Origin of the sequence: Aeromicrobium sp. 9AM (assembly GCF_902506105.1) — a bacterium.
Lineage (GTDB): Bacteria > Actinomycetota > Actinomycetes > Propionibacteriales > Nocardioidaceae > Aeromicrobium.
The window spans coordinates 461,819-483,980 of the sequence record NZ_LR733304.1; the positions used below are offsets into that span (position 1 = coordinate 461,819).

General features: G+C 65.1%; 25 protein-coding genes. 13 read left to right on the forward strand and 12 right to left on the reverse strand.

The features are described 5' to 3' along the window. The first annotated feature begins 3 nt into the window (after positions 1-3). The 7 genes from BOSE46_RS08320 (at position 4) to BOSE46_RS08350 (ending at position 7,344) form a co-directional block, all read left to right on the forward strand. Positions 4-624, forward strand: a complete 621-nt coding sequence (locus BOSE46_RS08320) for a nitroreductase family protein (RefSeq protein ID WP_159539797.1) — start codon at positions 4-6, stop codon at positions 622-624. Continuing rightward, positions 621-2,192 (forward strand): class I adenylate-forming enzyme family protein, encoded by a 1,572-nt coding sequence (locus tag BOSE46_RS08325; protein WP_159539798.1) that lies wholly within the window; start codon positions 621-623, stop codon positions 2,190-2,192. Before BOSE46_RS08320 ends, BOSE46_RS08325 begins: the two co-directional genes overlap by 4 nt. Positions 2,193-2,308: 116 nt before the next feature. Then, entirely contained in the window at positions 2,309-4,252 is a 1,944-nt protein-coding gene (locus BOSE46_RS08330; RefSeq protein WP_159539799.1) for an NAD(P)/FAD-dependent oxidoreductase, read from the forward strand. Further along, positions 4,197-4,940, forward strand: coding sequence for a TetR/AcrR family transcriptional regulator (locus tag BOSE46_RS08335; RefSeq protein WP_159539800.1), 744 nt, complete (start codon positions 4,197-4,199; stop codon positions 4,938-4,940). The genes BOSE46_RS08330 and BOSE46_RS08335 overlap by 56 nt, the downstream gene beginning before the upstream one ends. Positions 4,941-5,018: 78 nt before the next feature. Beyond that, a complete protein-coding gene (locus BOSE46_RS08340) occupies positions 5,019-5,594 on the forward strand; it encodes a nuclear transport factor 2 family protein (protein ID WP_159539801.1) in 576 nt (191 codons plus the stop codon). 188 nt (positions 5,595-5,782) lie between these two features. Next, positions 5,783-6,376, forward strand: a complete 594-nt coding sequence (locus BOSE46_RS08345; RefSeq protein WP_159539802.1) for a nuclear transport factor 2 family protein — start codon at positions 5,783-5,785, stop codon at positions 6,374-6,376. A gap of 92 nt (positions 6,377-6,468) precedes the next feature. Next, the gene (locus BOSE46_RS08350) at positions 6,469-7,344 is read left to right on the forward strand and encodes a helix-turn-helix domain-containing protein (protein ID WP_159539803.1); all 876 of its coding nucleotides are present in this window, start codon (positions 6,469-6,471) and stop codon (positions 7,342-7,344) included. A gap of 222 nt (positions 7,345-7,566) precedes the next feature. Here BOSE46_RS08350 and BOSE46_RS08355 read toward each other — a convergent pair whose 3' ends face one another. The 10 genes from BOSE46_RS08355 to BOSE46_RS08400 form a co-directional block, all read right to left on the reverse strand. Continuing rightward, on the reverse strand, positions 7,567-7,797 hold the full coding sequence (locus BOSE46_RS08355; RefSeq protein ID WP_201299579.1) for a hypothetical protein: 231 nt from the start codon (positions 7,795-7,797) through the stop codon (positions 7,567-7,569). A 151-nt stretch (positions 7,798-7,948) separates the two neighbouring features. After that, the gene (locus tag BOSE46_RS08360; RefSeq protein WP_159539804.1) at positions 7,949-8,521 is read right to left on the reverse strand and encodes a helix-turn-helix domain-containing protein; all 573 of its coding nucleotides are present in this window, start codon (positions 8,519-8,521) and stop codon (positions 7,949-7,951) included. Positions 8,522-8,602: 81 nt separating this feature from the next. After that, on the reverse strand, positions 8,603-9,934 hold the full coding sequence (locus BOSE46_RS08365; RefSeq protein WP_236551664.1) for a glutamine synthetase family protein: 1,332 nt from the start codon (positions 9,932-9,934) through the stop codon (positions 8,603-8,605). Continuing rightward, positions 9,931-10,536 (reverse strand): VOC family protein, encoded by a 606-nt coding sequence (locus tag BOSE46_RS08370; RefSeq protein WP_159539806.1) that lies wholly within the window; start codon positions 10,534-10,536, stop codon positions 9,931-9,933. The genes BOSE46_RS08365 and BOSE46_RS08370 overlap by 4 nt, the downstream gene beginning before the upstream one ends. Beyond that, positions 10,533-10,949, reverse strand: a complete 417-nt coding sequence (locus BOSE46_RS08375; RefSeq protein ID WP_159539807.1) for a cupin domain-containing protein — start codon at positions 10,947-10,949, stop codon at positions 10,533-10,535. The genes BOSE46_RS08370 and BOSE46_RS08375 overlap by 4 nt, the downstream gene beginning before the upstream one ends. Before the next feature lie 39 nt (positions 10,950-10,988). Beyond that, a complete protein-coding gene (locus tag BOSE46_RS08380; RefSeq protein ID WP_159539808.1) occupies positions 10,989-12,155 on the reverse strand; it encodes an ABC transporter ATP-binding protein in 1,167 nt (388 codons plus the stop codon). After that, positions 12,152-12,946, reverse strand: coding sequence for an ABC transporter permease (locus BOSE46_RS08385; RefSeq protein ID WP_159539809.1), 795 nt, complete (start codon positions 12,944-12,946; stop codon positions 12,152-12,154). Before BOSE46_RS08385 ends, BOSE46_RS08380 begins: the two co-directional genes overlap by 4 nt. Continuing rightward, positions 12,943-13,836, reverse strand: coding sequence for an ABC transporter permease (locus BOSE46_RS08390; protein ID WP_159539810.1), 894 nt, complete (start codon positions 13,834-13,836; stop codon positions 12,943-12,945). The genes BOSE46_RS08385 and BOSE46_RS08390 overlap by 4 nt, the downstream gene beginning before the upstream one ends. Continuing rightward, a complete protein-coding gene (locus BOSE46_RS08395; RefSeq protein WP_159539811.1) occupies positions 13,821-14,888 on the reverse strand; it encodes an extracellular solute-binding protein in 1,068 nt (355 codons plus the stop codon). Before BOSE46_RS08395 ends, BOSE46_RS08390 begins: the two co-directional genes overlap by 16 nt. Positions 14,889-14,916: 28 nt before the next feature. Then, positions 14,917-15,747, reverse strand: a complete 831-nt coding sequence (locus BOSE46_RS08400) for a fumarylacetoacetate hydrolase family protein (protein WP_159539812.1) — start codon at positions 15,745-15,747, stop codon at positions 14,917-14,919. Between the two features lie 102 nt (positions 15,748-15,849). Here BOSE46_RS08400 and BOSE46_RS08405 point away from each other — a divergent pair, with 102 nt between their 5' ends. The 4 genes from BOSE46_RS08405 to BOSE46_RS08420 are packed head-to-tail and all read left to right on the forward strand — an operon-like array spanning position 15,850 to position 18,987. Then, entirely contained in the window at positions 15,850-16,200 is a 351-nt protein-coding gene (locus tag BOSE46_RS08405) for a cupin domain-containing protein (protein WP_159539813.1), read from the forward strand. Continuing rightward, on the forward strand, positions 16,197-16,823 hold the full coding sequence (locus BOSE46_RS08410; RefSeq protein WP_159539814.1) for a nitroreductase family protein: 627 nt from the start codon (positions 16,197-16,199) through the stop codon (positions 16,821-16,823). Before BOSE46_RS08405 ends, BOSE46_RS08410 begins: the two co-directional genes overlap by 4 nt. Before the next feature lie 53 nt (positions 16,824-16,876). Beyond that, positions 16,877-17,650, forward strand: coding sequence for a gamma-glutamyl-gamma-aminobutyrate hydrolase family protein (locus BOSE46_RS08415; protein WP_236551665.1), 774 nt, complete (start codon positions 16,877-16,879; stop codon positions 17,648-17,650). Next, positions 17,647-18,987 carry an NAD-dependent succinate-semialdehyde dehydrogenase gene (locus tag BOSE46_RS08420; protein ID WP_159539816.1) on the forward strand — a complete coding sequence of 447 codons (1,341 nt, stop codon included), beginning with the start codon at positions 17,647-17,649 and terminating at the stop codon, positions 18,985-18,987. The genes BOSE46_RS08415 and BOSE46_RS08420 overlap by 4 nt, the downstream gene beginning before the upstream one ends. A 193-nt stretch (positions 18,988-19,180) precedes the next feature. Here BOSE46_RS08420 and BOSE46_RS08425 read toward each other — a convergent pair whose 3' ends face one another. After that, complete coding sequence (locus tag BOSE46_RS08425) at positions 19,181-19,714, reverse strand: helix-turn-helix domain-containing protein (RefSeq protein ID WP_159539817.1); 534 nt, start codon at positions 19,712-19,714, stop codon at positions 19,181-19,183. 167 nt (positions 19,715-19,881) lie between these two features. Between BOSE46_RS08425 and BOSE46_RS08430 the strand changes: the two genes are divergently transcribed. Together BOSE46_RS08430 and BOSE46_RS08435 are read left to right on the forward strand one after the other, a co-directional pair. Beyond that, positions 19,882-20,643, forward strand: a complete 762-nt coding sequence (locus BOSE46_RS08430; protein ID WP_159539818.1) for a MoaF C-terminal domain-containing protein — start codon at positions 19,882-19,884, stop codon at positions 20,641-20,643. Position 20,644: 1 nt separating this feature from the next. Then, the gene (locus tag BOSE46_RS08435; protein WP_159539819.1) at positions 20,645-21,574 is read left to right on the forward strand and encodes a helix-turn-helix domain-containing protein; all 930 of its coding nucleotides are present in this window, start codon (positions 20,645-20,647) and stop codon (positions 21,572-21,574) included. Between the two features lie 4 nt (positions 21,575-21,578). Here the strand turns inward: BOSE46_RS08435 and BOSE46_RS08440 are convergent, their stop codons facing one another. Then, positions 21,579-21,941, reverse strand: a complete 363-nt coding sequence (locus BOSE46_RS08440; RefSeq protein ID WP_159539820.1) for a nuclear transport factor 2 family protein — start codon at positions 21,939-21,941, stop codon at positions 21,579-21,581. Between the last annotated feature and the right edge of the window lie 221 nt (positions 21,942-22,162).

Genomic DNA, 22,162 nt, shown 5'->3' on the forward strand with positions numbered 1-22,162 from the left:
TCCATGGACGTCTTCGAAGCCATGTGGACAACGCGATCCATGCGTCGGCTCGATCCCGACCGCGACGTCAGCGACGAGGACGTCCGCACCATCCTCGAGGCCGCGTTGAGGGGACCGACTGGCGGGAACCAGCAGCCGATCCGCTGGCTCGTGATCCGCGACGCTGAGACCAAGAGGGCGCTGCAGAAGGTCTACCTGCGTTGCTGGGAGAAGGGGCGAAAGCCGTACGAAGAAAAGCCCGGCACTGTCGCGCCCAACGTGCTGAGCTCGGCTGACCATCTAGCGGACAACCTGCACCTGGCACCAGTTATCGTCATCGCCTGCGCCTGCGCCGGCGCCGGCGCCGGCACGTCTCGTCGCCGCCAAGATGCCTCTGTTTACCCGTCGGTGCAGAACCTGCTGCTCGCAGCACGTGCGCTGGGCCTCGGTACGACCTTGACCACCGCCCACCTTCTCGAGGAGGACACTGTGAAGGAAATCCTGGACATCCCCGAGCGCGTCACCACCTACGCGCTGATCCCTGTCGGTTACCCGACCGGACGGTGGGGCGAGGCAAAACGGCGCCCGCTCGACGAGGTCAGCTATCACGACCGCTGGGGCCGCCTCGGGCCTTCGGTCCGATGACCCGCCACGACGAGGCCGATCTCGACGGCGGCACGATCGGAGCCCTGCTCGAGCGGGCCGCCCGGCTGTGGCCAGAACGCACGGCTTACGTACACGACGACCGACGCCTCACCTGGTCCGATCTCGCCACCGAGGTCGACCGCTATGCGCGCGCCTTCATGGCGTGGGGGGTCAATCCCGGTGACCGAGTCTCGCTGTGGATGGGCAACACGATGTCCTGGGTGCTGGTCGAGCTGGGCCTCGTCCGGGCCGGCGCTGTCGTCGTGCCGGTCAACACCGGGTTCACCGTCGCTGAGACTGCCTACGTGGTGGGCCAGTCCGACTCGGTCATGTTGGTCTGCTCCTCGACCTTGAGGGGTCGTGACCTGGCTGCTGAAGCCGTTGAGGTCGCGGCTTCGCCGGATGTGTCAGTGCGAGCCGTCGTCACAGTTGGATCGACTGGTGCGGCAACGACTGATATCGAGGTTCTCCTCGCCCGTGCTGACGAGGTGAGCACGCAGGCCTCGATCGATCGCGCCGAGTCCGTGAGTGCCGATGACATCGCCCTGATGCTCTACACCTCAGGCACCACAGGGTTTCCCAAGGGTGTCATGCACTCACACGGTGTCATCGGCAACATGTCCGACGCAGCCGATCGTCTACGACTGAGCGAGCGCGACGGAGCCGTCATGTATCTGCCGTTGTTCCACATCTTCGCGCTGGCTGCGACGGTGACCTTCATGGTCAGCGGCTCTGCGATGGTCCTCATGGAAGTCTTCGAGTCTGGTGAGTCCCTTGACCTGATGGAACGTGAAGAAGTCACCTTGGCGTATGGCGTCGCGCCGCACTACCTCGACCAGATACGTCATCCATCGTTCGCCAACCGTGACTTGTCCAAGCTGCGTCTGTGCCTGGCGCCGGGCTCGGCCGATCTCGTTCGCACAGTGTCTGAGCACATGGGGCCGGCCATCAGTGTCTACGGCATGACCGAGACGACGTCCATGACGTCGTTGGGCGACGTTGACGACCCGCTCGAGCTGCGCGCCGAGACCGTGGGGCAGGCTCTGCCCCGTTCGACGGTCAAGGTCGTCGATGAACACGACGTCGAGGTCGCGCCGGGCGTGGTCGGCCACCTGATGGTCAAGGGCCCACCGGTGATGCAGGGGTACTACAAGATGCCCGAGGCCACTGCCGAGTCGATCGTCGACGGCTGGTTTCGTACCGGCGATGCCGTCTCGATCGACGCCGACGGTTACCTGCGCTTCGCTGGGCGCATCAAGGAGATCTACAAGGTGGGCGGCGAGAATGTCGACCCTATCGAGGTGGAGTCGGCGCTCATGCGCCATCCTGCAGTCGGCTTCGCTTCGGTGCAAGGAGTGCCCGACGAGCGCATGGGTGAGGTGGGGCTTGCCCACGTGACCTTGATCGCTGGACAGACAGTTGACGTCGAGGAGCTGCGCCGGTTCGCTCGCGAGCAGCTCGCAGCGTTCAAGGTGCCACGCCACGTGGTTGTTGTTGATGAACTGCCGATGACAGCGAGCGGCAAGGTGCGCAAGTTCCTCCTACGCGAGCAGTTCTTGACCCCCTGATGAGGCGGATGCGCCCGTGTGGCAGGGCCACGGGCACATCCGACGATATGAGAAGTGTCACTGGTGCGCTCTCACTCTTTAATTTACTATAGATTAAATTCTAAGGAGTTCACGTGATGGAAACTGAGACTCGACCGTTTGACGAGGCCACCCTGCGCGAGGCGCTGGAGTCGGCCAACCTGCCCACGTTGCTGATGGTCATGTTTCAGCTGACCGGCGACCGCACCTGGATCAGCGACCCGTACCGCCCACAGCGCACCAAGGGTATGAGTGACAACGACGCCGGCGGTTTCTCGTCGGAGATTCAGTCCGAGATCCGCGCTGCGGCGCTCGACGTCCTGATTGCCTGGCAGGACGGAACGCCGGCCGCCTTCCCGCTGCCGGACGACTCGCTTCTCGTCGAGATGATCACCACCTGCATGGGCGAGGAGGTGCCGGTCGAGTTCGGCCCGATGTTCGCCGAGGACATGCGCGCCAACCTCGAGGGCGACCGCCCTCACCCGCATATCCCGGACGGCGCCGACCTGTCGGTCATCATCGTTGGCGCGGGCGTCTCCGGCATCGCGGCAGCCGTCGAGTTGAAGGCTGCGGGTATTCGAGCCACGATCTTCGAGAAGAACTCCGAGGTCGGCGGCACTTGGTATGAAAACCGCTACCCGGGTTGCGGCGTTGATACGCCGAGTCACGTCTACTCATTCTCATACCATTCGCGCCGCTGGTCGACGTACTACGGCAAGCGCGATGAGGTACTTGGCTACGTACAGGACGTGGCCCGCTCGAAAGGCGTCATCGACCAGGTCCAGTTCGACACCGACGTCGTCTCGGCGGTGTGGGATGGCGCCACGCAGCGTTGGACTGTCACGACCCGTACCGTCGACGGCGCCGTCACCGAGCACGTCGCGAACATCGTCATCACGGCAGTGGGTCAGCTCAATCGCCCGGCCGTCCCCAAGATCCCCGGTGCAGAGACCTTCGCCGGTCGCCAGTTCCACTCGGCTGAATGGCCCGAGGGCTTCGATGTGACCGGCCTGCGAGTCGGCGTCGTTGGCTCTGGCGCCAGCGCGATGCAGATCGTCCCGGCTGTGGCCGATCGCGTGGCGTCGTTGGCTGTGTTCCAGCGCTCGCCTCAATGGATCGCACCGAGCTTCAACTACTCCAGTCCTGTTCCGGAGCCGGTGCACTGGCTCATGGACAATGTCCCGAACTACCGTTTGTGGTTTCGTCTGCGCCTCTCCTGGCTCATCAACGATCGGCTATACCCGTCACTTGAGATTGATCCCTCGTGGGAACACCCCGAACGCTCGATCAATGCTCACAACGATGGTCACCGTCGTGCGCTGACCCGTTACGTCGAGGACGAGCTGGCCGGTCGCGAGGACCTGCTTGAGAAGTCGTTGCCAACCTACCCGCCATTCGGCAAGCGAATGCTGATCGACAACGGCTGGTATGCGGCGCTCCGCAAGGACGGCGTGACGCTCTTCACCGACGGCGTCGCCTCCATCGACGAAACAGGTCTGACGACCACCGATGGCGAGCACGTCGAGCTAGACGTCATCGTGTTCGCGACGGGATTCGAAGCAAAGAAGATGCTGTGGCCGATGGACATTCATGGCCGCGACGGCGTGACGATTCGCGACCGATGGGGCGACGAGGACGCGAAAGCGTACCTCGGTCTCACAGCGCCCGGCTTCCCCAATCTTCTCGTCATGTACGGCCCGAATCTCAACCTGGGTCATGGCGGCAGCTACATGTTCGCCGGCGAGTGTCAGGCGCGTTACATCGCGCAGATGTGTGCACTGATGATCGACCGCGATCTTGGTTCGTTCGAGGTGCGCCAGGATGTCCATGACACATACAACGACAGGGTCGACGCGCAGCACGCCCGGATGATCTGGAGCCACCGTGGAATGGACACCTGGTACCGTAACGCGGCGGGTCGCATTGTCACCAACTCTCCGTGGCGCGTCGTCGACTACTGGAAGATGACCCGGGAGGTAGACCCCGATGACTTCGTCCTCGAGTCCGCGACCGTCGGCGAATACGCCAACAGCCGAGGTTGACCCGGCCCTCGTGTCGTCCTCACGCGCCCGGAGCGACAAGTCGGCTCAGACACACCGGAGCGACAAGTCGGCTCAGACACAAGAGCGAATTCGAGCCGCCGCCGCCCGAATCCTGACTGAGCGTGGGATCGCCATGGCGCGCCTCGGCGACATCGCCGCCGAGGCGGGAGTCAGGGCCCCCGCGATCTACTACTACTATGCGTCGCGCGAAGAGCTGATCGAAGACGTTGTGCGGCTCGGTCAGGTCGGCACCGAACAGCGGGTCACATCGGCCATCGAGGATCTCGCCCCCGAGACCCCGGCGCTCGACAAGATCTGTGTCGCGGTCGAAGCTCATTTGAGGGCTCTGCACGAGCTGTCCGACTACACCACAGCAGCGGTACGCAACATCGGGCAGATGCCGGAAGACATGCGTGACCGGTTGCGCGTCGATCAGCGTCGGTACGGACGGGTCTGGAAACGGTTGTTCGAGCAAGCACGCGAGAACGGCGAGTTGCGGGCCGATATCGACCTGCGTGCGGCACAGCTGCTCGTGATCGGGGCGTTGAACTGGACGCCGGAGTGGTGGACCGATTCCTCAGTGCCGCTCGACACCCTCGTGTCTGCCGCATGCAAGCTGACCCGTCAAGGTCTCGCAGCCTTACCGGCACGTTCCGGAAGCTCCCCAGCCGGTCCCGCGAGGGACTGATATCGACCGACACCGACCTGCCACCTCTCCGGATGGCCAACGACGGCACGCCCGGACCATCTACGAAAGACGATCATCGTGACCTTTCCCGAAACACTGCCGAGCCACATCGATGCCGCCGTCACCGCTGCGCTCACTGCCTACTGTCGAGGCGTCGATCGACGCGATTGGGACCTCGTGGCTGCGGCTTTCCACGAAGACGCGATCGATGACCACGGCGTGTTCGCCGGGCCGGTCGACCAGCTGATTGCCTGGATGCAGGAGCGGCACGGCGCGATCACGAGCTCAATGCATGTCCTGGGGCAGTCGTATCGGCACATGACGTCCGACCGGTCCGTTGCTGCTGAGACCTATTGCGTCGTCTACCAGACGCACCGCGGCGACGCTGCACGGCAGACAACTGGCACGACGTTGCCCGACGACCACGCAGGCGGCGAGAGTCCAGCAGACGTCCAGGTGCAGGTTCGGTGCCGCTACCTGGACGAAGTCACCCTCGTAGATGGTGTGTGGCGCATTGCACGCCGCACCGTAATCTTCGAATCGCAGCAGCTGGAAGTAGGTGTGCCTGTGCCACCTGGCAGCGGCGGCACCCGCGACGCAAACGATTTCTCCTACGTGCTGCTCGACGGACGCAGCGTGCCCGTGCGGGGCTGACCAGCTAGCGCAGAGACGGATTGGCGCCTGGCCGCAACGGGTGCGATGATATCGAATACTCGACGCCACTATTCGAATATACAACTCCTATGTCCCCGAAGCGTCGAGCAGGAGGATCGCACATGTCTGCCCAAACGCGCCGCACCGCCTCGTCGCCTCGGATCCGGGGACGGAGGCTTCGCCTTCCCATGGCACTGAGTGCGGCGATGCTGGCGCTCAGCATCGTCGCCGTCCCGAGCCAAGCCAGCGCGCTCCAGCTCCCGAACCCGTGCGGTTACACGACGCCCCGGTCGGACTCCGGCGCCGAGGTCGCCGCGATCAAGCAACTGAAGGCGAACTACTTCACCAACGTCGATGCCAAGAACTGGACGGGACTGCGGGAGCTCCTCGCCCCCGACGTCGTGGCGGACACCTCGTGCAGCCTCGGTCCGATCTTCTTTGGCAGGGACCCTTTGATCGCGTTCCTGAAGCTCTCGCTCGGTGCCGCCGTCACCCACCACCGGGGGTACGACCCGAAGATCGAGCTGACGTCGCCCACGACGGCCACCGGTCTGTGGACGATGGATGACGTGCTCGTCTTCGCCGGGACGATCGGAGTGCACGGATACGGCCACTACTCCGACCGTTACGTGAAGGTCGACGGGCGCTGGGTCGTCAAGCACTCCAAGCTCACCCGCACCCGGTTCGACCTGGTCGATCCCAACGACGGCACGACGATCATCCGGGCGAACGTGTCGCTCACCGAGGTTCTCGCACTGGTCAATGCCCTCACCGGCGGCTAGCCAACCTGCCGGACCGGCCGGTGTCCGGACGGACTGCGTGACAGACGGATAGTCTTCGCATAGTCGACATCGACGACCCGAGGGAGTGCGTAGTGACCGGTTCGTCCCCGCCCACGCGCCGGGTGGTCGACGTCGTCGAGCTGCTCGCGGAGCATGCCGGCACCGCGATCAGGCTTAGCGACATCGTGAAGGCGCTGAACCTCAACCAGGCCACGGCCTTCGCCATCATGAAGGAGCTCGTCGACGCGGGCTGGGTCACACGTGACCCAGCGCGCAAGACGTTCTCGATCGGCGGCGGCTTGACAAGCGTCGCGATGAAGATCGGCAGCTCGCCGTCGGTCCGGCTGGCCGCCGAGTCGGCCCTGCGGACGGCCGCGACGGAGACCGGTTACGCCGGGTCCGTCGCCGAACGCAGCGGGGAGGAGCTCCTCATCACCACGTTCGTGGAGGCCAGCGATCCTGCACAGGGCCAGTGGCATCCCGCCGTCGGCGAGCGGCTGCCCTTCGCCGCCCCGTTCGGGCCGGCTTTCGCTGCTTGGGACCCCGAGGAGGCGCGCGGCGCCTGGATCGAACGGTGTGGAGTGGTCGACGAGGGATTTCGCGGGCAGCTGGCGCAGCTCCTGGAAGACACCCTCGCGCAGGGCTACAGCGTCGAGCGGACGAGTCCGGAGATGGTGTCCGCGATCCCGATCATGGTCAGGCTGCAGGCCGCGGCGATCTCCGACTCCGTGCGTGCGGATCTCGACAAGGTCTTGGTGGAGATCGCCAACGGTCCGGCCTCGGAGTCGGGGAGCGGCCAGCGCCACTATGTCGGCGCCATCACCGCGCCGGTCTTCGGCCCGGCAGGGCACGTCACGCACAACATCAGCCTGCACCCGTTCACCGCGCTGTCCGCACAGATGATCGACCAGCTGGGCCGGCGGCTGCGGTCGGCCGCCGACACGATCAGCGGGAGCCGCTCGGCCTAGGCGCTCGAACCACGGCAACAGGCCCTCGCCGCGCACCTGCGCACATGGGCGGCCCGGTCGGCAACCCCCGCGAATCCGTCGTGACGCCCGGCCTCCGTGTCCGGAATTCAACCTCGGCTCCTCCGGCGTGGACTGCGTGGAACTCGCTGCTGAGCGATGTTGGGCATTCGTTGTACCCACATGTCCCGACGGCCGAGCAACGATGCCGCAGGCCTCAGGCGTTCAGTTGACGAGGCTGGGCAACCGGCCGATGATCTCCTCGGCGTCGGCGATGATCTGGTCAACGACGTCCTGGACGGTGCCGATGTCGTGGATGAGGCCCTGCGTCTGGCCGGCCCACCACATGCCGTCTTCCATGCTGCCCTCGCCGAGGACGTTCTTGCGCCCGCGCATACCGCACGCAAGCGCGGCGATGTCGGCAAACGTTGTACCTTCGCGCTCGGGAATCAACACCCTGTCAAGGTCTATCGGCTAACTGTCGAGTATCCCCAGATGTCGTGAGCACGTCGTGAGCGCAAAATGCTCGTGATCCTGCCGCGATCGACGTTCACGGATTTGAACACGCGTCCCTGCCCCAGGTCACGGTTCGCGTGCGGTCCCGGTCCTAGAGCGGGTCTGGCACCTGACCACGCGGGAACGTGTGCACGATCCAGACGCTGGCTGCCCCATTGTCTGTTGCCCAGCGGTGAGGTTGGTCCGCCACGTAGGTGGCGTAGTCGCCGGCGCCGATCTGCACTTCGTAGCCAACCGGTCCGACCGTGATCTTGCCCGAACGCACCAAGACGTGTTCACGGGCTCCGGCTCCGTGCGACGCGGAGATCTCAGAGATACCCGCATGGAAGGTCTGGTGGTGAATCTGCAGGCTACCGGCCCCAATGGCCTGGTTCCTCAGGATCGCTCCCGTCGACGAGTCGTCGGAGATGTCCTGCCCGCCACCCTTGCGGACGACGTCAACGCTGGGTTGCTCAGGCAACGCCAGAAGATCGGTGACTGCGACGTGAAACGTGTCTGCGATGCCGACCAACGTCTCGAGCGTCGGGTTTGTGCGTCCGCGCTCCACCTTGAAGAGCGTCGCCTTGGCGATGCCGGAACGCTCGCTCACCTGGGCGAGCGAGAGCCCGTGGGTCTCACGCAGGCGTCGGACGTTGAGGGCCAGAGCTTCGGCGCTGTCAGTCATGGGCTCGATTCACACAGATCGGGGTGGACGCGCCATCTTAGCCCGGGCCCGCGCCGTGAGGCCTGGCCCGGACCGAGTGGGTCACACCTGCGAGGCGTACGCACCCCATTCCCAGTCGGTGACGTGTGATCGGAAGCCGTCGACCTCTCGTTGTTTGAGGGCCGAGTAGACGTCGATGAGCTCGTCCCCGAGACCTTCCCGAAGCATGTCGTCCTTGCGCAGTGCGGCGATGGCCTCGCCGAGGTCGATGGGAAGCGGTTGCCCGGCTTGGCTGGGGTCGAGGCGGTTCTCGATACCGTCGCGGATCGCGTGCAGCATCGCGGCCATCAAGAGGTGCGGTGATGCGCTCGCATCGCCTGCCCGCAGCTCGAGGCGGGTGCTGTCCCCGAGCTCAGGCGGAATCCGTACGAAGCTGAACCGGTTGTCGACCCCCCAGTTGCTACGGTTCGGGCTCAATCCCTCGCCGGCCATCCGTCGGTAAGAGTTGACCGTCGGTCCGGCGAACGCCATGAGCGCAGCTGCGTGCGCCTGTAGACCGGCGATCGCGTGCAGCGCGAGGTCGCTCACGCCGTTCGACTCATCGGCGAACACGTTGCGTTCACCGTCCCACAGCGACAGGTGGACGTGCAGGCTGCTTCCGCTACCGACCGTCCGCGGCTTCGCCATGAAGTTGGCCGACAGGCCCTCGAGGCTCGCGAGCTCCTTGATGCCCGACTTGAGCAGGAACGCGGCGTCGGCGGCGGCCAGCACTTCGTCGTGCACGAGGTTGATCTCGAACTGCCCCGGAGAGAACTCACGGTTCACCACGCTGACGCCGATGCCGAAGTCGATCAGGGAACGGTGAATCCGGCCGACCACGCCCTCGGGGTCGGCCATGCGGTCCATCGTGTACGACACTCCATCGGTGGAGTACGGCGACGGTGGTTGTCCCGCGTCGTTGCGGAACAGGAAGAACTCCGGCTCGCCCGCCGCGACTGCCCGCAGCCCGGTCGATGAGTCGAGGGCGTCTCGTGCGTGCTCGAGCTGGCCGCGGGGACACAGTGCCGACCGTTCACCAGATTCGTGGAGCGTGGCGAGCACCCACACGGCGTCAGGCTCCCAGCTCGGGATCCGTGCGGTGGAGGGGTCGATGGTGGCGTGCAGATCGGGGTGAGAGGCCAAGCCCGGAAACTCGTCGGCCGACACCGCCTCACCGAACAGGTCTTCCGCGCTGGCCATCTTCGAGTACGCCAGACCGTTCCTCAGCCCGAGCCACGAGCGCACGGGAACCTGCTTGGCTCGCTGCCTTCCGAACAGGTCGGTGTGCAGGACACGGATCACGCGAACGCCCCTCGCCAACAGGTCGTTGGCGGAGTCGTCGTCAAAGCGTGCCTCGATCGGGCCGCTCGCGGGATCCACCGCTTCGACACTCACAGGCGTGCCTGGTCTGCGGCGATCTTCGTGGCCGTCAGGTTCACCCACTCCTCGTACGGGAGCACCTCGGGCTGGGAGAAACAGTACAGTCGGGTCTCCTCGATGATGTCCTCGTCGCTCCGAGAGAGGTCGAGCGGCTCGGCGCACGGCTGGGCAACGTACCAAGGTGAATCGACGAAGAACTCCAAGGCGTTTCCCTCAGGGTCGCGGCAGTACAAGGACCAGGCATTGCCGTGGCTGATCGCGTTGCGATCGGGGATTCCTTCGGCCTCCAGCCGGCGGTCGACCACCCGCAGGGTCTCGAGGTCGCGCACCCGGAACGACATCTGGAAGACGTTCGACCCGATGCTGCCGCCGACGACTGGTGTGGTCTCGATGACCTGGTCCTTGCGGTTGGAAGCCAGCACGAGCTGGTGGTGCTCCCGCGGATCGGTCGTGAGGAACGCGAGCTCCGTGCCGCCACCAGACTCGATCGTGCCGGCGTCACTTTGGGTCAGCCCCAGGACTCGTGTGTAGAAGGTGCGCATCTTCGGAAAGTCCAGGCAGCTCATTCCGAAGTGGCTGACTGCGATGCGGCGGCCCTCAAGCGGCTCGTCGATCATTTCGTGCTCCTCGTCGTCGCGTTGTGGTGATGGTCGAGCTCGGTGTCGATGGTTGGGGGAGTTTGGTCTTCCCAGTCGGTGGTGCCCCAGGTGACGGCCAGCATCGTGCAGCCTCCGTCTTGGGCTGAGCCGTGGTAGTGACGCTCGCCGGGCGGCGTGTAGACGAACGATCCGGGCTCGAGCTGCAGTTCGCCATCTGACTCGGTGCCCACACGGGCTCGGCCGTCGAGGATCAGCAAACGCTGTCCGCCGGGGTGCGAATGCCAGTGGGTGACTGCGGCGCCTTCGAACGACACGCGTGCGATGTCGGGTTTCGACTCGTCCTCGGCCTCGTCCAACATCTCCAGGTGCACCTCGCCGACGAAGTTGCCGCCGTACACGGTCTGGGACTCGTCCTCACGATGAATGTGCATGGGACACCAACTCTCCGGTGGATAGTGACGGTCCGGCGCTCATCGCGGCATCCCGACCAGGTCGTGCTCGGGCTCGGTCGGCAATGAGACGTGATCCGATCGGAGCAGGACTGCCTGTTCATCGCTCCAGGTGGCGACGACTTCGTCACCCACATGGACGTCGGCTCGTTCGCGTGCCGCCACCCTGGCCTGCAGCAGCGTGCCGTCGGGCAGCCGAACGAGGTAACGATGGACGGGTCCCAGGAAGATCGACTCCTCGAGGACCCCTCGGACGACACTGTGGCCGGCCGGGACCGCGCCGGTCGCGTCCTGCACGGTGACACGCTCGGGGCGTACGACGAGCGCGGCTCGATCGGTAGGGGCCGGTGCGCACGCGGCGGCGACGGCTTGGACGACCTTGATCGGGCCCGCGCCGCCATGAAGCACACCGCCAGCGGCGTCGTACCTGCCGTGCATGATGTTGGAGCTGCCGATGAACTCGGACACGAACACTGAGGCTGGGCGGTCATACAGGTCCTCGCCGCTACCGATCTGCTCGATCTTGCCATCCTTGTAGATGGCGATCCGGTCACTCATCGCCAACGCCTCCTCTTGATCGTGAGTCACGTAGACCACGGTGACGCCGATCTCGTGGCAGATGTTGACGATCTCGATCTGGAGTGCGTCTCGCAGCTTCTTGTCGAGGGCGCCAAGGGGCTCGTCCATCAGCAGCAGCCTGGGCTCGAACACGAGCGCACGGGCGAGGGCCACCCGCTGCTGTTGGCCGCCCGAGAGCTGCGCCGGCGTCTGCGACTCCTTGCCGCCCAAGTGCATCCGCTCCAGCATCTGCTGAGCTTGCTGGCGTGCCTTGGCGCGGGGGACGCCACGCATACGTAGCGGGAAGGCGACGTTCTGCACGGCGGTGAGGTGTGGGAAGAGCGCATAGTGCTGGAACACCATGCCGGCGTCGCGCTTGTGAGCCGGTACGTCCGTGACGTCCCGGCCGTCGATCGTGATCCGGCCTTCGTCGCAATCCAGGAACCCGGCCACCATGCGCAGGGTCGTCGTCTTGCCAGACCCGGAGGGGCCCAGCAGGGTGAGGAACTCACCGTGCTTGACAGTGAGGTTGACCTGGTCGACGACGAGGTTGCCGCCGTAGCTCTTGCAGACGTCGCGCACCTCGAGGGCGGGGTGAGCGCTGGCGTTGTTCGATGTGTTGATGCTCATGCTGACCTCTGCTGTCGGAGACGAAGGAAAAATGTCATGACGAGTCCCACCGTCGACAGGGCGACCAGCAGCGTTGACACGGCCGCCACCCCGGGGTCGAGCTGCTCGCGTACCGAGCTCCACATCTCGACCGGAAGGGTGTGCAGGAGGGGCTGGGTGAGGAAGAGGGACACCACGAGCTCGTCCCAGGACGTCACGAAGGCGAGCAAGGCCCCAGCGATCACGCCCGGCCGGATGACCGGAAGTGTCACCTGCAGGAACGTGCGGACGGGGCTGGCCCCGAGGTTCGCGGCGGCGAGCTCGATGCTGGGATCGATGGTCTCGATCGTGGCGGTGACCGTGATGAGCACCAACGGGAGCGCCAGCGCTGCATGGGCGATCACCAGCCCGGCCATCGTGCCGACCAGGCCCACGCGGGAGTAGGCGAAGAACGTGCCGATACCGATCAGGACGATCGGCACGATGGCCGGGCTGAGCAAGATCGCCTGGGCAACGCTCTTCCCGGGGAAGATTCCACGGGCGAGGCCGAACGCCGTCAGTGTGCCCAAGACGGTGGCGACCATCGATGAGAGGACGGCGATGACCAAGCTGTGCCAGGTCGCCATCTGCCAAGCGTCGGAGCTGGCCACCGCTTCGTACCATTGAGTGCTGAATCCCTTTGGCGGGAACGACAGGATCGGACTCTCCGTGAAGGACATCGGTACGACGACCAGCGTTGGCGCGACGAGCAGGAATGCAGCCGGAATCGCGAGGGTGAGCTGAAGGGCGCGGCGGCGGGCACGGGTGCTCATGGTGCGCCTCCGCCGAACACGTCGCGGATCCGTACGACTCGGCTACCGAGTGTGAGCACGACGATCGCCACGGCCAGGAGCGTGATGCCGATCGCGCTCGCCGTGTGGAAATCGAGCTCGCGCTGCACCTTGTCGACGATCACCGTCGAGAGCGTCGGGCTGGATGTGCCGCCGAGGATCGCGGGAGCGATGTAGAAGCCCAGCGCCAGGACGAACACCAGCAACGCGGCGGAATAGACGCCGGGCAGACTGAGCGGTACGAAGACGCGCCGGAACGCCACGGAGGGGCGAGCCCCGAGATTCTCTGCGGCGCGGACGAGCTCACGGTCGATCCTGCGCATCACGGTGTAGAGCGGCAGGATTGCGAACGGAAGCAGGATCCCGGTCATGCCGATCGTGACGCCGAGCCGGTTGCGGATCAGCTCGAGGGGGTCGTCGATGATGCCGAGCTTCTGCAGCGTGGTGTTGATGACCCCGGTGTCCTGCAGCCAGATCTGCCACGCGTACGTCCGGACCAGGAAGCTGGTCCAGATGGGGAGCAGGATCAGCGCCAGCAGCAGCTCAGTCCGTCGGGACATGGCCATGAGGTACGCGTACGGGTAGCCGATCACCAAGCAGGAGACCGTGACCGCAGCGGAAGTGAGCAAGGTCGACACCAGGGCCGACCGGTACGCAGGTGTGGTGAAGGTGACGGAGTAGTTGTGAGCCGCTCCCTCGCCGCCGAAGCTGCGGACCAGGACTTCGGCAAGTGGCCACCCGAACGCGATGAGCGTGAAGATCAGTCCTGGGAGGACGAGCAGGGCCCACCCGTTGACTCGTGGCCTCCGGAGCCCCGGCCGGCCCACCGAAGTGGCCGGCCGGTGCCCCGTGAGGACTACTTGGTCAACCATGCCTGGAACTTGTCGTTGACTGATCCGAAGTTCTGGTCCCAGTACTGGTCGTCCTGGCCCACACCGGTGTCAGCGTGACTGGTCGCCAACCACTCGGCTTTCGACTTGTCGGCCTTGGGCAGCGCGGCGGCGCTTCCCGGGCCGAGCGGGTAGTGCTTCGTGATCTCGGCGTTGTGCGCGGGGTCGGTCACCCAGGCGATGAACTTCATCGCCTCATCGGCGTGCTTGCTTCCCTTTGGCACGACCAGATAGCTGCCCAGGTCGATGTGCGCGTCCCAGAGGATCTTCGTGGGCTTCTTGAGTCGCGTGGCCAGGTCGTACGGACGAGCGGCAAAGTTCAGCACCATGGTCGCCTCACCGGACGCCAGGATGTCCTCGCCCTGCGGCGGGCTGTCGTACCAGATGATGTTGTCCTCGATCGTCTTGAGCTTCTTGAGAGCCCGGTCGACGTCGAGCGGGTAGAGCTTGTCGGGGGCGACTCCATCGGCGAGAAGGGCGAGTTCGAGAGCGCCGCCCGAGGCGAGCTTCCAGAGGCCGCGCTTGCCGGGATACGTGTCGACGTCGAAGAAGTCCTTGTAGGACGTCGGTTCGGTCTCGAATCGGTCAGCGTCGTAGCCCACCGCGAAGGTGGTGACGTTCTCGGCGACGCGGTACTTGCTGTTGGTCATGCCAGGTGAGGGCGCGTCGCACGTGGTGACCACGGTGCAGTCGATCGGCTCGAGCAAGGCCTTGTGGCTGTCGAGCCCGAAGTCACCGTTGACGTCGACGACATCCCAGGTCACGTTCCCGGACTCGACCATCGCCTTGATCTTGGCCTGGTCGACGGGGGAGTCCATCACGATCTTCACGTCCGGGTTCGCCTTGGTGTAGGCGTCGACCCACGCCTTCTTCTGTGCCTCGCTGTAAGCGCCGCCGAAGGATGCGAAGGTCAGGGTCGTCTTTCCGCTTGCCGGGCTGGCGCCACAGGCGCTCAACGCGAGCGAGCTGAGAAGCGCCAGTCCAGTCAATGCTGCTGTCGCGCGTCGGCGACTGCTGCGTGGGGTTCTGTTCACGGGTTCCTCCATGGTCTCGGCCTTGCCTTCAGACGACCGGGCGTTCTGCCCGGACGTTGTTGCTGAGCGTGCCAACGCCGCCCACCTCGATGTCGACACGGTCGCCGTCAACGAGGTAGCGGGGCGGAACTCGTGAGTCGCCCACGCCACCGGGGGTGCCGGTGGCGATCAAGTCACCGGGCTCGAGCGTGATTCCTTGTGAGAGGTACGCGATGAGCTGGGCAATCGGGAAGATCAGGTCCGAGGTGTTGGCGTCCTGCATGACCTCGCCCGACACCGTGGTGCGGACGGAAATCTTCTCCGGATTGAACTCGTCGGGGGACGCCAGGCATGGTCCGACAGGTGTGAACGTATCGAAGCTCTTGCCGATCGTGAACTGTCGCAACGGCGTCTCCAGCTGCGCGCGACGACCGGAGACGTCGTGGACCGCGGTGACGGCTCCTACCGATGCCCAGGCTTCCTCGACGGAGGCTCGGTATGTCGTGCGTCCGATGATGATGCCGACTTCGCCTTCGAAGTCGGTCCGCGTCTCCTCGAACGGAATCACGATGTCCTCGTCCGGTCCGATCACCGAGGTCGGCAGCTTGGCAAAGACGACGGGAACCGGTGGGATCTCGAGCTCGGACTCGTCTGCGTGGCTGGCGTAGTTCAAGCCGATGCCGAGGATCTTGGGAGGCCGCAGCGGCGCCAGGAGGCGCACATCGACCAGCTGATGTTGGGCGCCGTCGGCGTCGGCCAGGGCGGCCCACGCCTCGGCGGTCGGGATGAAGCCGTCCCGACTCGCGGCGCCGGCATCGGTGACGACCTCGCCGTCGAGTCTGCCGAGCCGAGCCTCTCCATTCCGTACCGCGAATCTCACTGCTTTCATGCTGGCCCACTTCCGGCATAGGGTTTCTTTTACGACTACGTCTGTATACTGTACGAGTACAGGTGTCTCGTCAAGGGTTAAAGGAAAATCGACATGAAGAAGTTCGAACAGGCTGCGCTTGCACTGTCGAATGTCCGTTTCTACGACGTTCTCGCCCGCTCCAACGAGATGGTGGCGCATGCGGACCGGTCGTTGGTCGTCGAGCTCTGGGAGGCCGACGAGGGCACCTTCGAGCACCGGCTGCCGGGCGAGGAGGTGCTCTACTGTCTTGAAGGCGAAGAACGTGTCGAGGACCTGAAGACCGGCGAAGTCGAGTACGTGGGTGCCGGCGACGTCCTCTACTACCCGAAGGGCTCGCATGTCCGGGTGACCTACACCCGGCCGTTTCGTGCCCTCATCATCCAGATGGCTCCCGCCGGCGTCGACGCACTCGAGCCTGCATGACCGTGCTGCCGATTCGGACGTCGCGGGCCTCAGGTGCCGGGCACCCGATCCATCCGCTGCTCGCCGAGCGCTTCAGTCCGCGTGCGTTCGCGCCCACAGCGATCCGGATTGACGAGCTGCGGTCGATGTTCGCTGCGGCTGCGTGGGCACCCTCAGCGTTCAACGGCCAGCCCTGGCGCTTCCTGGTCGGCATTCGCGGAGACTCCACCTGGGAGGCGATCCTGGGCTCGCTCGACCGTGACAACCGCCGTTGGGCTGGCGGCGCGCCCGTGCTCGTCCTCAACGTCGCCCGGGTGACGTGGAACGGCTCGGCGGTGTCGACGGCGACCTACGACCTTGGTCAGGCGGTCGCACACCTGACGATCCAGGCCCTCGCTGACGGCATCCACGTCCACCAGATGTCGGGGTTCGAACCAGAACACCTCGTCGACTTCTTCGACTTCCCGGCCGAGTTCACTCCCGTCACGGTCATGGCAGTCGGCCGCCTCGGTGACCCAGAGGGTCTGCCCCAAGACCTTCGGGTGCGGGAAGTGGCTCCGCGCGAACGGGTGCCGATGTCGACGCTCGTCTTCTCGTCCACGTTCGGAAAGGCAGCGCCATGGATCTCCGACACCAGCATCTAGGGAACACGCGATTGTCAGCCGACTCCGATCGCGGCACACGGCCGTTGATAGTCGTGCCTGCTCGGTTCGCGGCAAGCACCTCGGCGCTGCGATACGGCGCCGACGTCGTGGCAACCAAGTTGGCCGAGTCGATCTTCGCGGCCGGTGGAGAACCGTGGATCATCCATCCCGTCGTGCCGGAAGGGACCGACGAGGCTGGCCTCGACGAGCTCGTCCGGCAGCGGATCCAACCAGCGTCAGGGGTCGTCCTGCCCGGTGGTGGCGACCTCGCCGCACGTTGGTTCGGTGCTTCGCCGGGCGCGAGCGACTACGACGTCGACGAGCTGCAGGACGCGTTCGACTTCGCAGTCGCGAGGGTGGCGTTGGCTTCTGGCATCCCGATGCTGGCGATCTGTCGTGGTGCGCAAGTCGTCAATGTCGCCCGCGGGGGAGATCTCGTCCAGGATCTCCGCTACTCGGTCGGAGCAGACCACCGGCATCGAGTCCATCGGGTCCGACTTCTTGAGGACTCGGCGATCGCGCGGTTGCTCGGCGCCGATGCGACGGAAATCTCCTGCTACCACCACCAGGGTGTCCGCCGTCTCGGCGACGGTCTCCAAGCCAGCGCGCTCGCAGAGGACGGCACGATCGAGTCAATCGAGCTGGCGGGGCACGAAGGGTGGTTCCTCGGCGTGCAATGGCACCCAGAGGACACCTCCGACGTCGACCCACACCAGGCGACCCTGTTCCGGGCACTCGTTGACGCCGCACGAGACGCCGACTCGCGACCACGCGCACACCCATCGTCATCCAGCAGTGCGGCATCCACCCTGAGAGGAATCACATGAGCGACTACGCGGTGACTGACCCGGCAACAGGTGACCTGGTGCGCCTCTACAGCGCAGACACAGATGAACGCATTGCGAGCGCTGTTGGCATGGCCCACGCCGCCTACAAGACCTGGGGTCGCACGGCATCGATCAGCGAACGCGCCACGCTACTGCGTCGCGTGGCGCAGCTCCACATCGAGCGTCGGCAGGAGCTCGCGCGGATCATGAGCCTGGAGATGGGCAAGGCCCACGCCAGCGCACTGGGGGAGGTGGACTTCAGTGCCGCCATCTACTCCTACTACGCCGACCACGCAGAGCGATTCCTGTCCGACGAGCACATCACGCTGCTCGATGGCGATGGCAGCGCCGTGATCCGCCGGCGACCTCTAGGGGTGCTTCTTGGCATCATGCCGTGGAACTACCCCTGTTATCAGGTGGCGCGATTCGCTGCGCCGAATTTGGCTGCCGGCAACACGATCGTGCTCAAGCACGCCCCGCAGTGTCCAGCATCGGCGGCAGCGCTGCAGGAGATCATGATCGATGCGGGCTTCCCTGAGGCGGCATACGTCAACATCTATGCGTCCAATGAACAGATCGAGCAGGTCATCGCCGACCCACGAGTGCAAGGGGTCTCGCTCACGGGCTCCGAGCGAGCAGGCTCAGCGGTCGCCGAGATCGCCGGCCGCCATTTGAAGAAGATCGTGCTGGAGCTTGGCGGTTCGGACCCGTTCATCGTGCTGGGTTCTGACGACCTCGACGCGACAGTCGAGGCCGCCGTCGCAGCCCGATTGGGCAACTGGGGACAAGCGTGCAACGCAGCAAAGCGGATCATCGTCACCGAGGAGATCTATGGCGACTTCGTCGCGAAGTTCACCGAGAGGATGCTGGCGACGCCGTCGTCGGTGCTCTCGTCTTCTGCTGCGGCGGAGCATCTCGAGTCACAGGTCGCGCTGGCGGTCGCCGAGGGCGCGACGCTCGTCAGCGCAGGCGATCGGATGGGTGCGCATTTCCCGCCGGGCGTGTTGACCGGCCTCGACCGCAAGGGCGACGCCCATCGAGAAGAGCTGTTCGGCCCGGTTGCGATGGTCTTCAAGGTGCGCGACGAAGCCGAAGCGGTGGAGGTCGCGAATGACACTCCGTATGGCCTGGGCTCCTATGTCTTCACTCCGGACGCGGCTCAAGCTGCTCGTGTGGCAGACCTCCTCGAGACCGGCATGGTGTTCGTGAACTGCGTCGGAGCCGAGGGCGTCGAGCTGCCGTTCGGTGGAGTGAAGCGCTCGGGCTTCGGCCGAGAGCTCGGGAGGCTTGGCATCGACGAATTCATCAACAAACAAATGGTTCGGCTCAGGGGCTGACCTTGTCCGTCGAGCATGCAGCTGTCCCAATCCGTTCGCCCCCGGCGCACCCCACGGCGAAATCAGAACATGACGCCAGAGCGCTTGAGCATCACGTCGAAGGCGTGGTCGTCGGCGCGGTGGGCCTTGCCGGAGGAGAACCGCTCGACGTGCAGGTCCAACGTGCCATGGTCGGCGAGCTGCGGTTGAGCGCCTACTTCGGATAGACCGCGAGCAGCCAGACTTCAGCGTCCTGCTCGCCGACGGCCTCCCACGTGTGCGGGACATCGGCTCGATAGCTCGCATAGTCGCCCTGATGCAGGACCACCTCATGATCCTTGGGCCCCACCCGGGCCGAACCGCTCAGCATCGAGGCGTGCTCGAGTGAGCCGGTGCCGTGACTTGCCGAGACCTCGGACCGATCCACCCTGAGCGTGAGGTGATGGAACTCTGCCGTGGAGTGGGCGAGCGGGAACGTGTCGACGATTCGCGCGCCGACCGATGGGTCAGAGATGTCGGTGCCCTCGCCGGCGCGGACAACCAAGGCCGGTCGGTTCTCTGCGGCGACGGTGAGGTCCTCCAGACGCGCACCCAAGGCTCCGGCCAAGGAGACCGGAGTGCTCAGAGTCGGGTTGGAGGTGGCGCCCTCGATCTGTGACAACGTCGACTTGGCCACGCCCGACCGGGCGGCGAGCTCAGCCAAGGACACTCGCCGGGCGTCGCGCGGCCTGCGGATGTTTGCGGCCACATTGATCTTCAGTTCGCCGACGAGCCGATTGTCACCGATCTTTGCGTGTCCGCGGCGATGGCCAGCCTTCGGCGTACCAGCCGGCGAATCACCATCAGTGCGCAGGACACATAGGGCTGTGCGTTCGCAGACAAGCCCCCCGGCGGGGCACTCGGCAGGATTGAGCCATGTCCGAGAGTGTTCTTCCTGATCAGCAGCCCGGACTCGGGTTGGGCGATGGCTTCACCGCCAACAAGGCGGAGCAAACCGCTGACCTCGCCGGACAAACCGTTGTCGTGGCCTTCGATGATGGACGTGCCGTGGCGTATGCGTTCATCGATCACGAGAACCTCACGATTGACGACGCTTCCGCCACACCCCTCCGCTATGAGGCTCTGCGAGCAGGAGACGGCCTCTACATCGTGGCGATGCAGGAACCTGATCGGCCCGAAGCATCCACCGAGCTGGTGCTCGACCTGGAGTCAGGCGTCGCGTTCGCTCTGGATCAGACGATCGGTCCCAAGGCTTCGGGCGCACCCGCGGTGCTCCAGCGAGTGCGCAACGGAACGATAGATGGAGCTTTCGGCGCGAGTTTCGAGCGTACGGACGAGCTCATCGGCATCCGTGCGATGTGGGTCTACGGGCCAGGCAATGTGTACGAGCACCTCTATCTGAATCAGGAGTGGTACGTCTGGCACTGCCTCGCTGGCGAGGAGTACCCCCTCGCCGACGCTGATCCCTACGCGGTCTACAAGGTCCGGGACCGTGTCTATCTCATGATCTTCTCCGAGAAGGTCCTCACGATGGGAGCGGCGATGCTCCTCGACTTCCATCACATGCGTTCGTACTGCGCTGCGCTGGGTTCAGAGAGCGACGACGCGCCACCAGCACACTTCATGTTCGGTGCGCATGGGACGGTGCTCAGCACCACGACATACCCGCCGGTCTGACATGAGTATCGCGGTGAACTCGCTCGATCAGTGGCGCACCGTGGTCAATTCGTCATTCGTCGCGCTGGATGTCGCGGAGGTGGGCGTCGGCGGACGGCCATTTCGTGGATCGGTCGACAGCCAGAGCTTTCCCGCATTCGAGCTGAGCGGAATCTCCGCGAGCAGCCACGCGGTGGAGCGCACGCCCCGGCACGTGCGAGAAGCGACCCACAACTTCTACAAGCTCAATCTGCAGGTCTCCGGCACCAGCATGGTGATCCAAGACGGCCGTGAAGCCTTGTTGCAGCCCGGTGACTTCGCGCTGTATGACACCAGTCGGCCATTCACGGTCGTGCACGACGGCGACTTCCGGCTGACGGTGTGCATGTTCTCGCGCGACCGACTGCAGCTGCCCGTCGATGCCATCGGCCATCTCACAGCGGTTCGCATCGACCACGATGACGCACTCAGCCGGATCGTCGGCCAGTTCTTCAATCAGCTGCTGAGCTCGTCGCAGCACCTGGGTCAGTCCGCAGCCTCTAGGCTCGGCTACACCGCGATCGATCTCGCGAACACCCTGCTCACGCAACAGGTCCAGGGGGATGCTCGATTCGGGCTCGGGCACCGCGACCGCCTGCGGGCCGCGGCCATCAAGTACATCGACGACAATCTGCACGACGTCGACCTCAACCCCTCGAGCATCGCCGCCGCCCATTTCGTCTCGATCCGCTCACTGCAGGAGACGTTCCAGGAATCGGCCACGACCGTCTCCCGCGAGATCCGCATGCGGAGGCTCGAGCGCTGTCGGCGCGACCTGCTCGATCCGTTGTCTGACGGGGACTCGGTCTCCGCGGTCGCGGGTCGATGGGGATTTCACAACGCGGCGAACTTCAGCCGACTCTTCAGGAGCGTATTCGGCGAGTCGCCGTCGCACTGTCGCGACCGCTCGTAGGTGCTCAGGAGTCCAGGTAGAAGGTCTTGCTGGCGATCGACCACTCTCCGGCTGCCCTCACGAGCGTGAAGTAGTTGGTAAAAGCTCCGCCGCGGTAGCCGCGCTCCTTGAGGGTCGCGCGGGCGACGCCCCCCGAGACCTCGATGCCCTCGATCGTGTGCGAGTAGTCAGCGGTCCAAGCATCGTCTTCAGCAGTTTCGGCCACCACCTGGCAGAACTCTGAGATGGGAGCGGACACGAGATCGGGGCCGAGGTAGCCCCACATCCAGGCATCCGCGCGAAACGCAGCGCTCACGGCCTCGGCGTCGGAAGCAACGACGGCATCAACGTAGCGCTCGACTGCCGCGGTGACGCGTTCCTGATCCATGGTGATCCCTTCGACAACTCAGCTGTCCGCGCTCGCGGCTGTGTTGGAGCGTATGGCGAAGTGCCGGAGCGTGGTTGCAGCGACGGGATTGATCGCGGGTTTCGACAACTCTTCATCGCGTCTGGTCAACAGCGGCCCGGCTCGACGTCGAGCTCTTGCCCTCAGCCGCGAGCTTGTTGTTGTGGCCCGCGGGGTGCTGCCGCACCTGCGTGGTGTGGCCA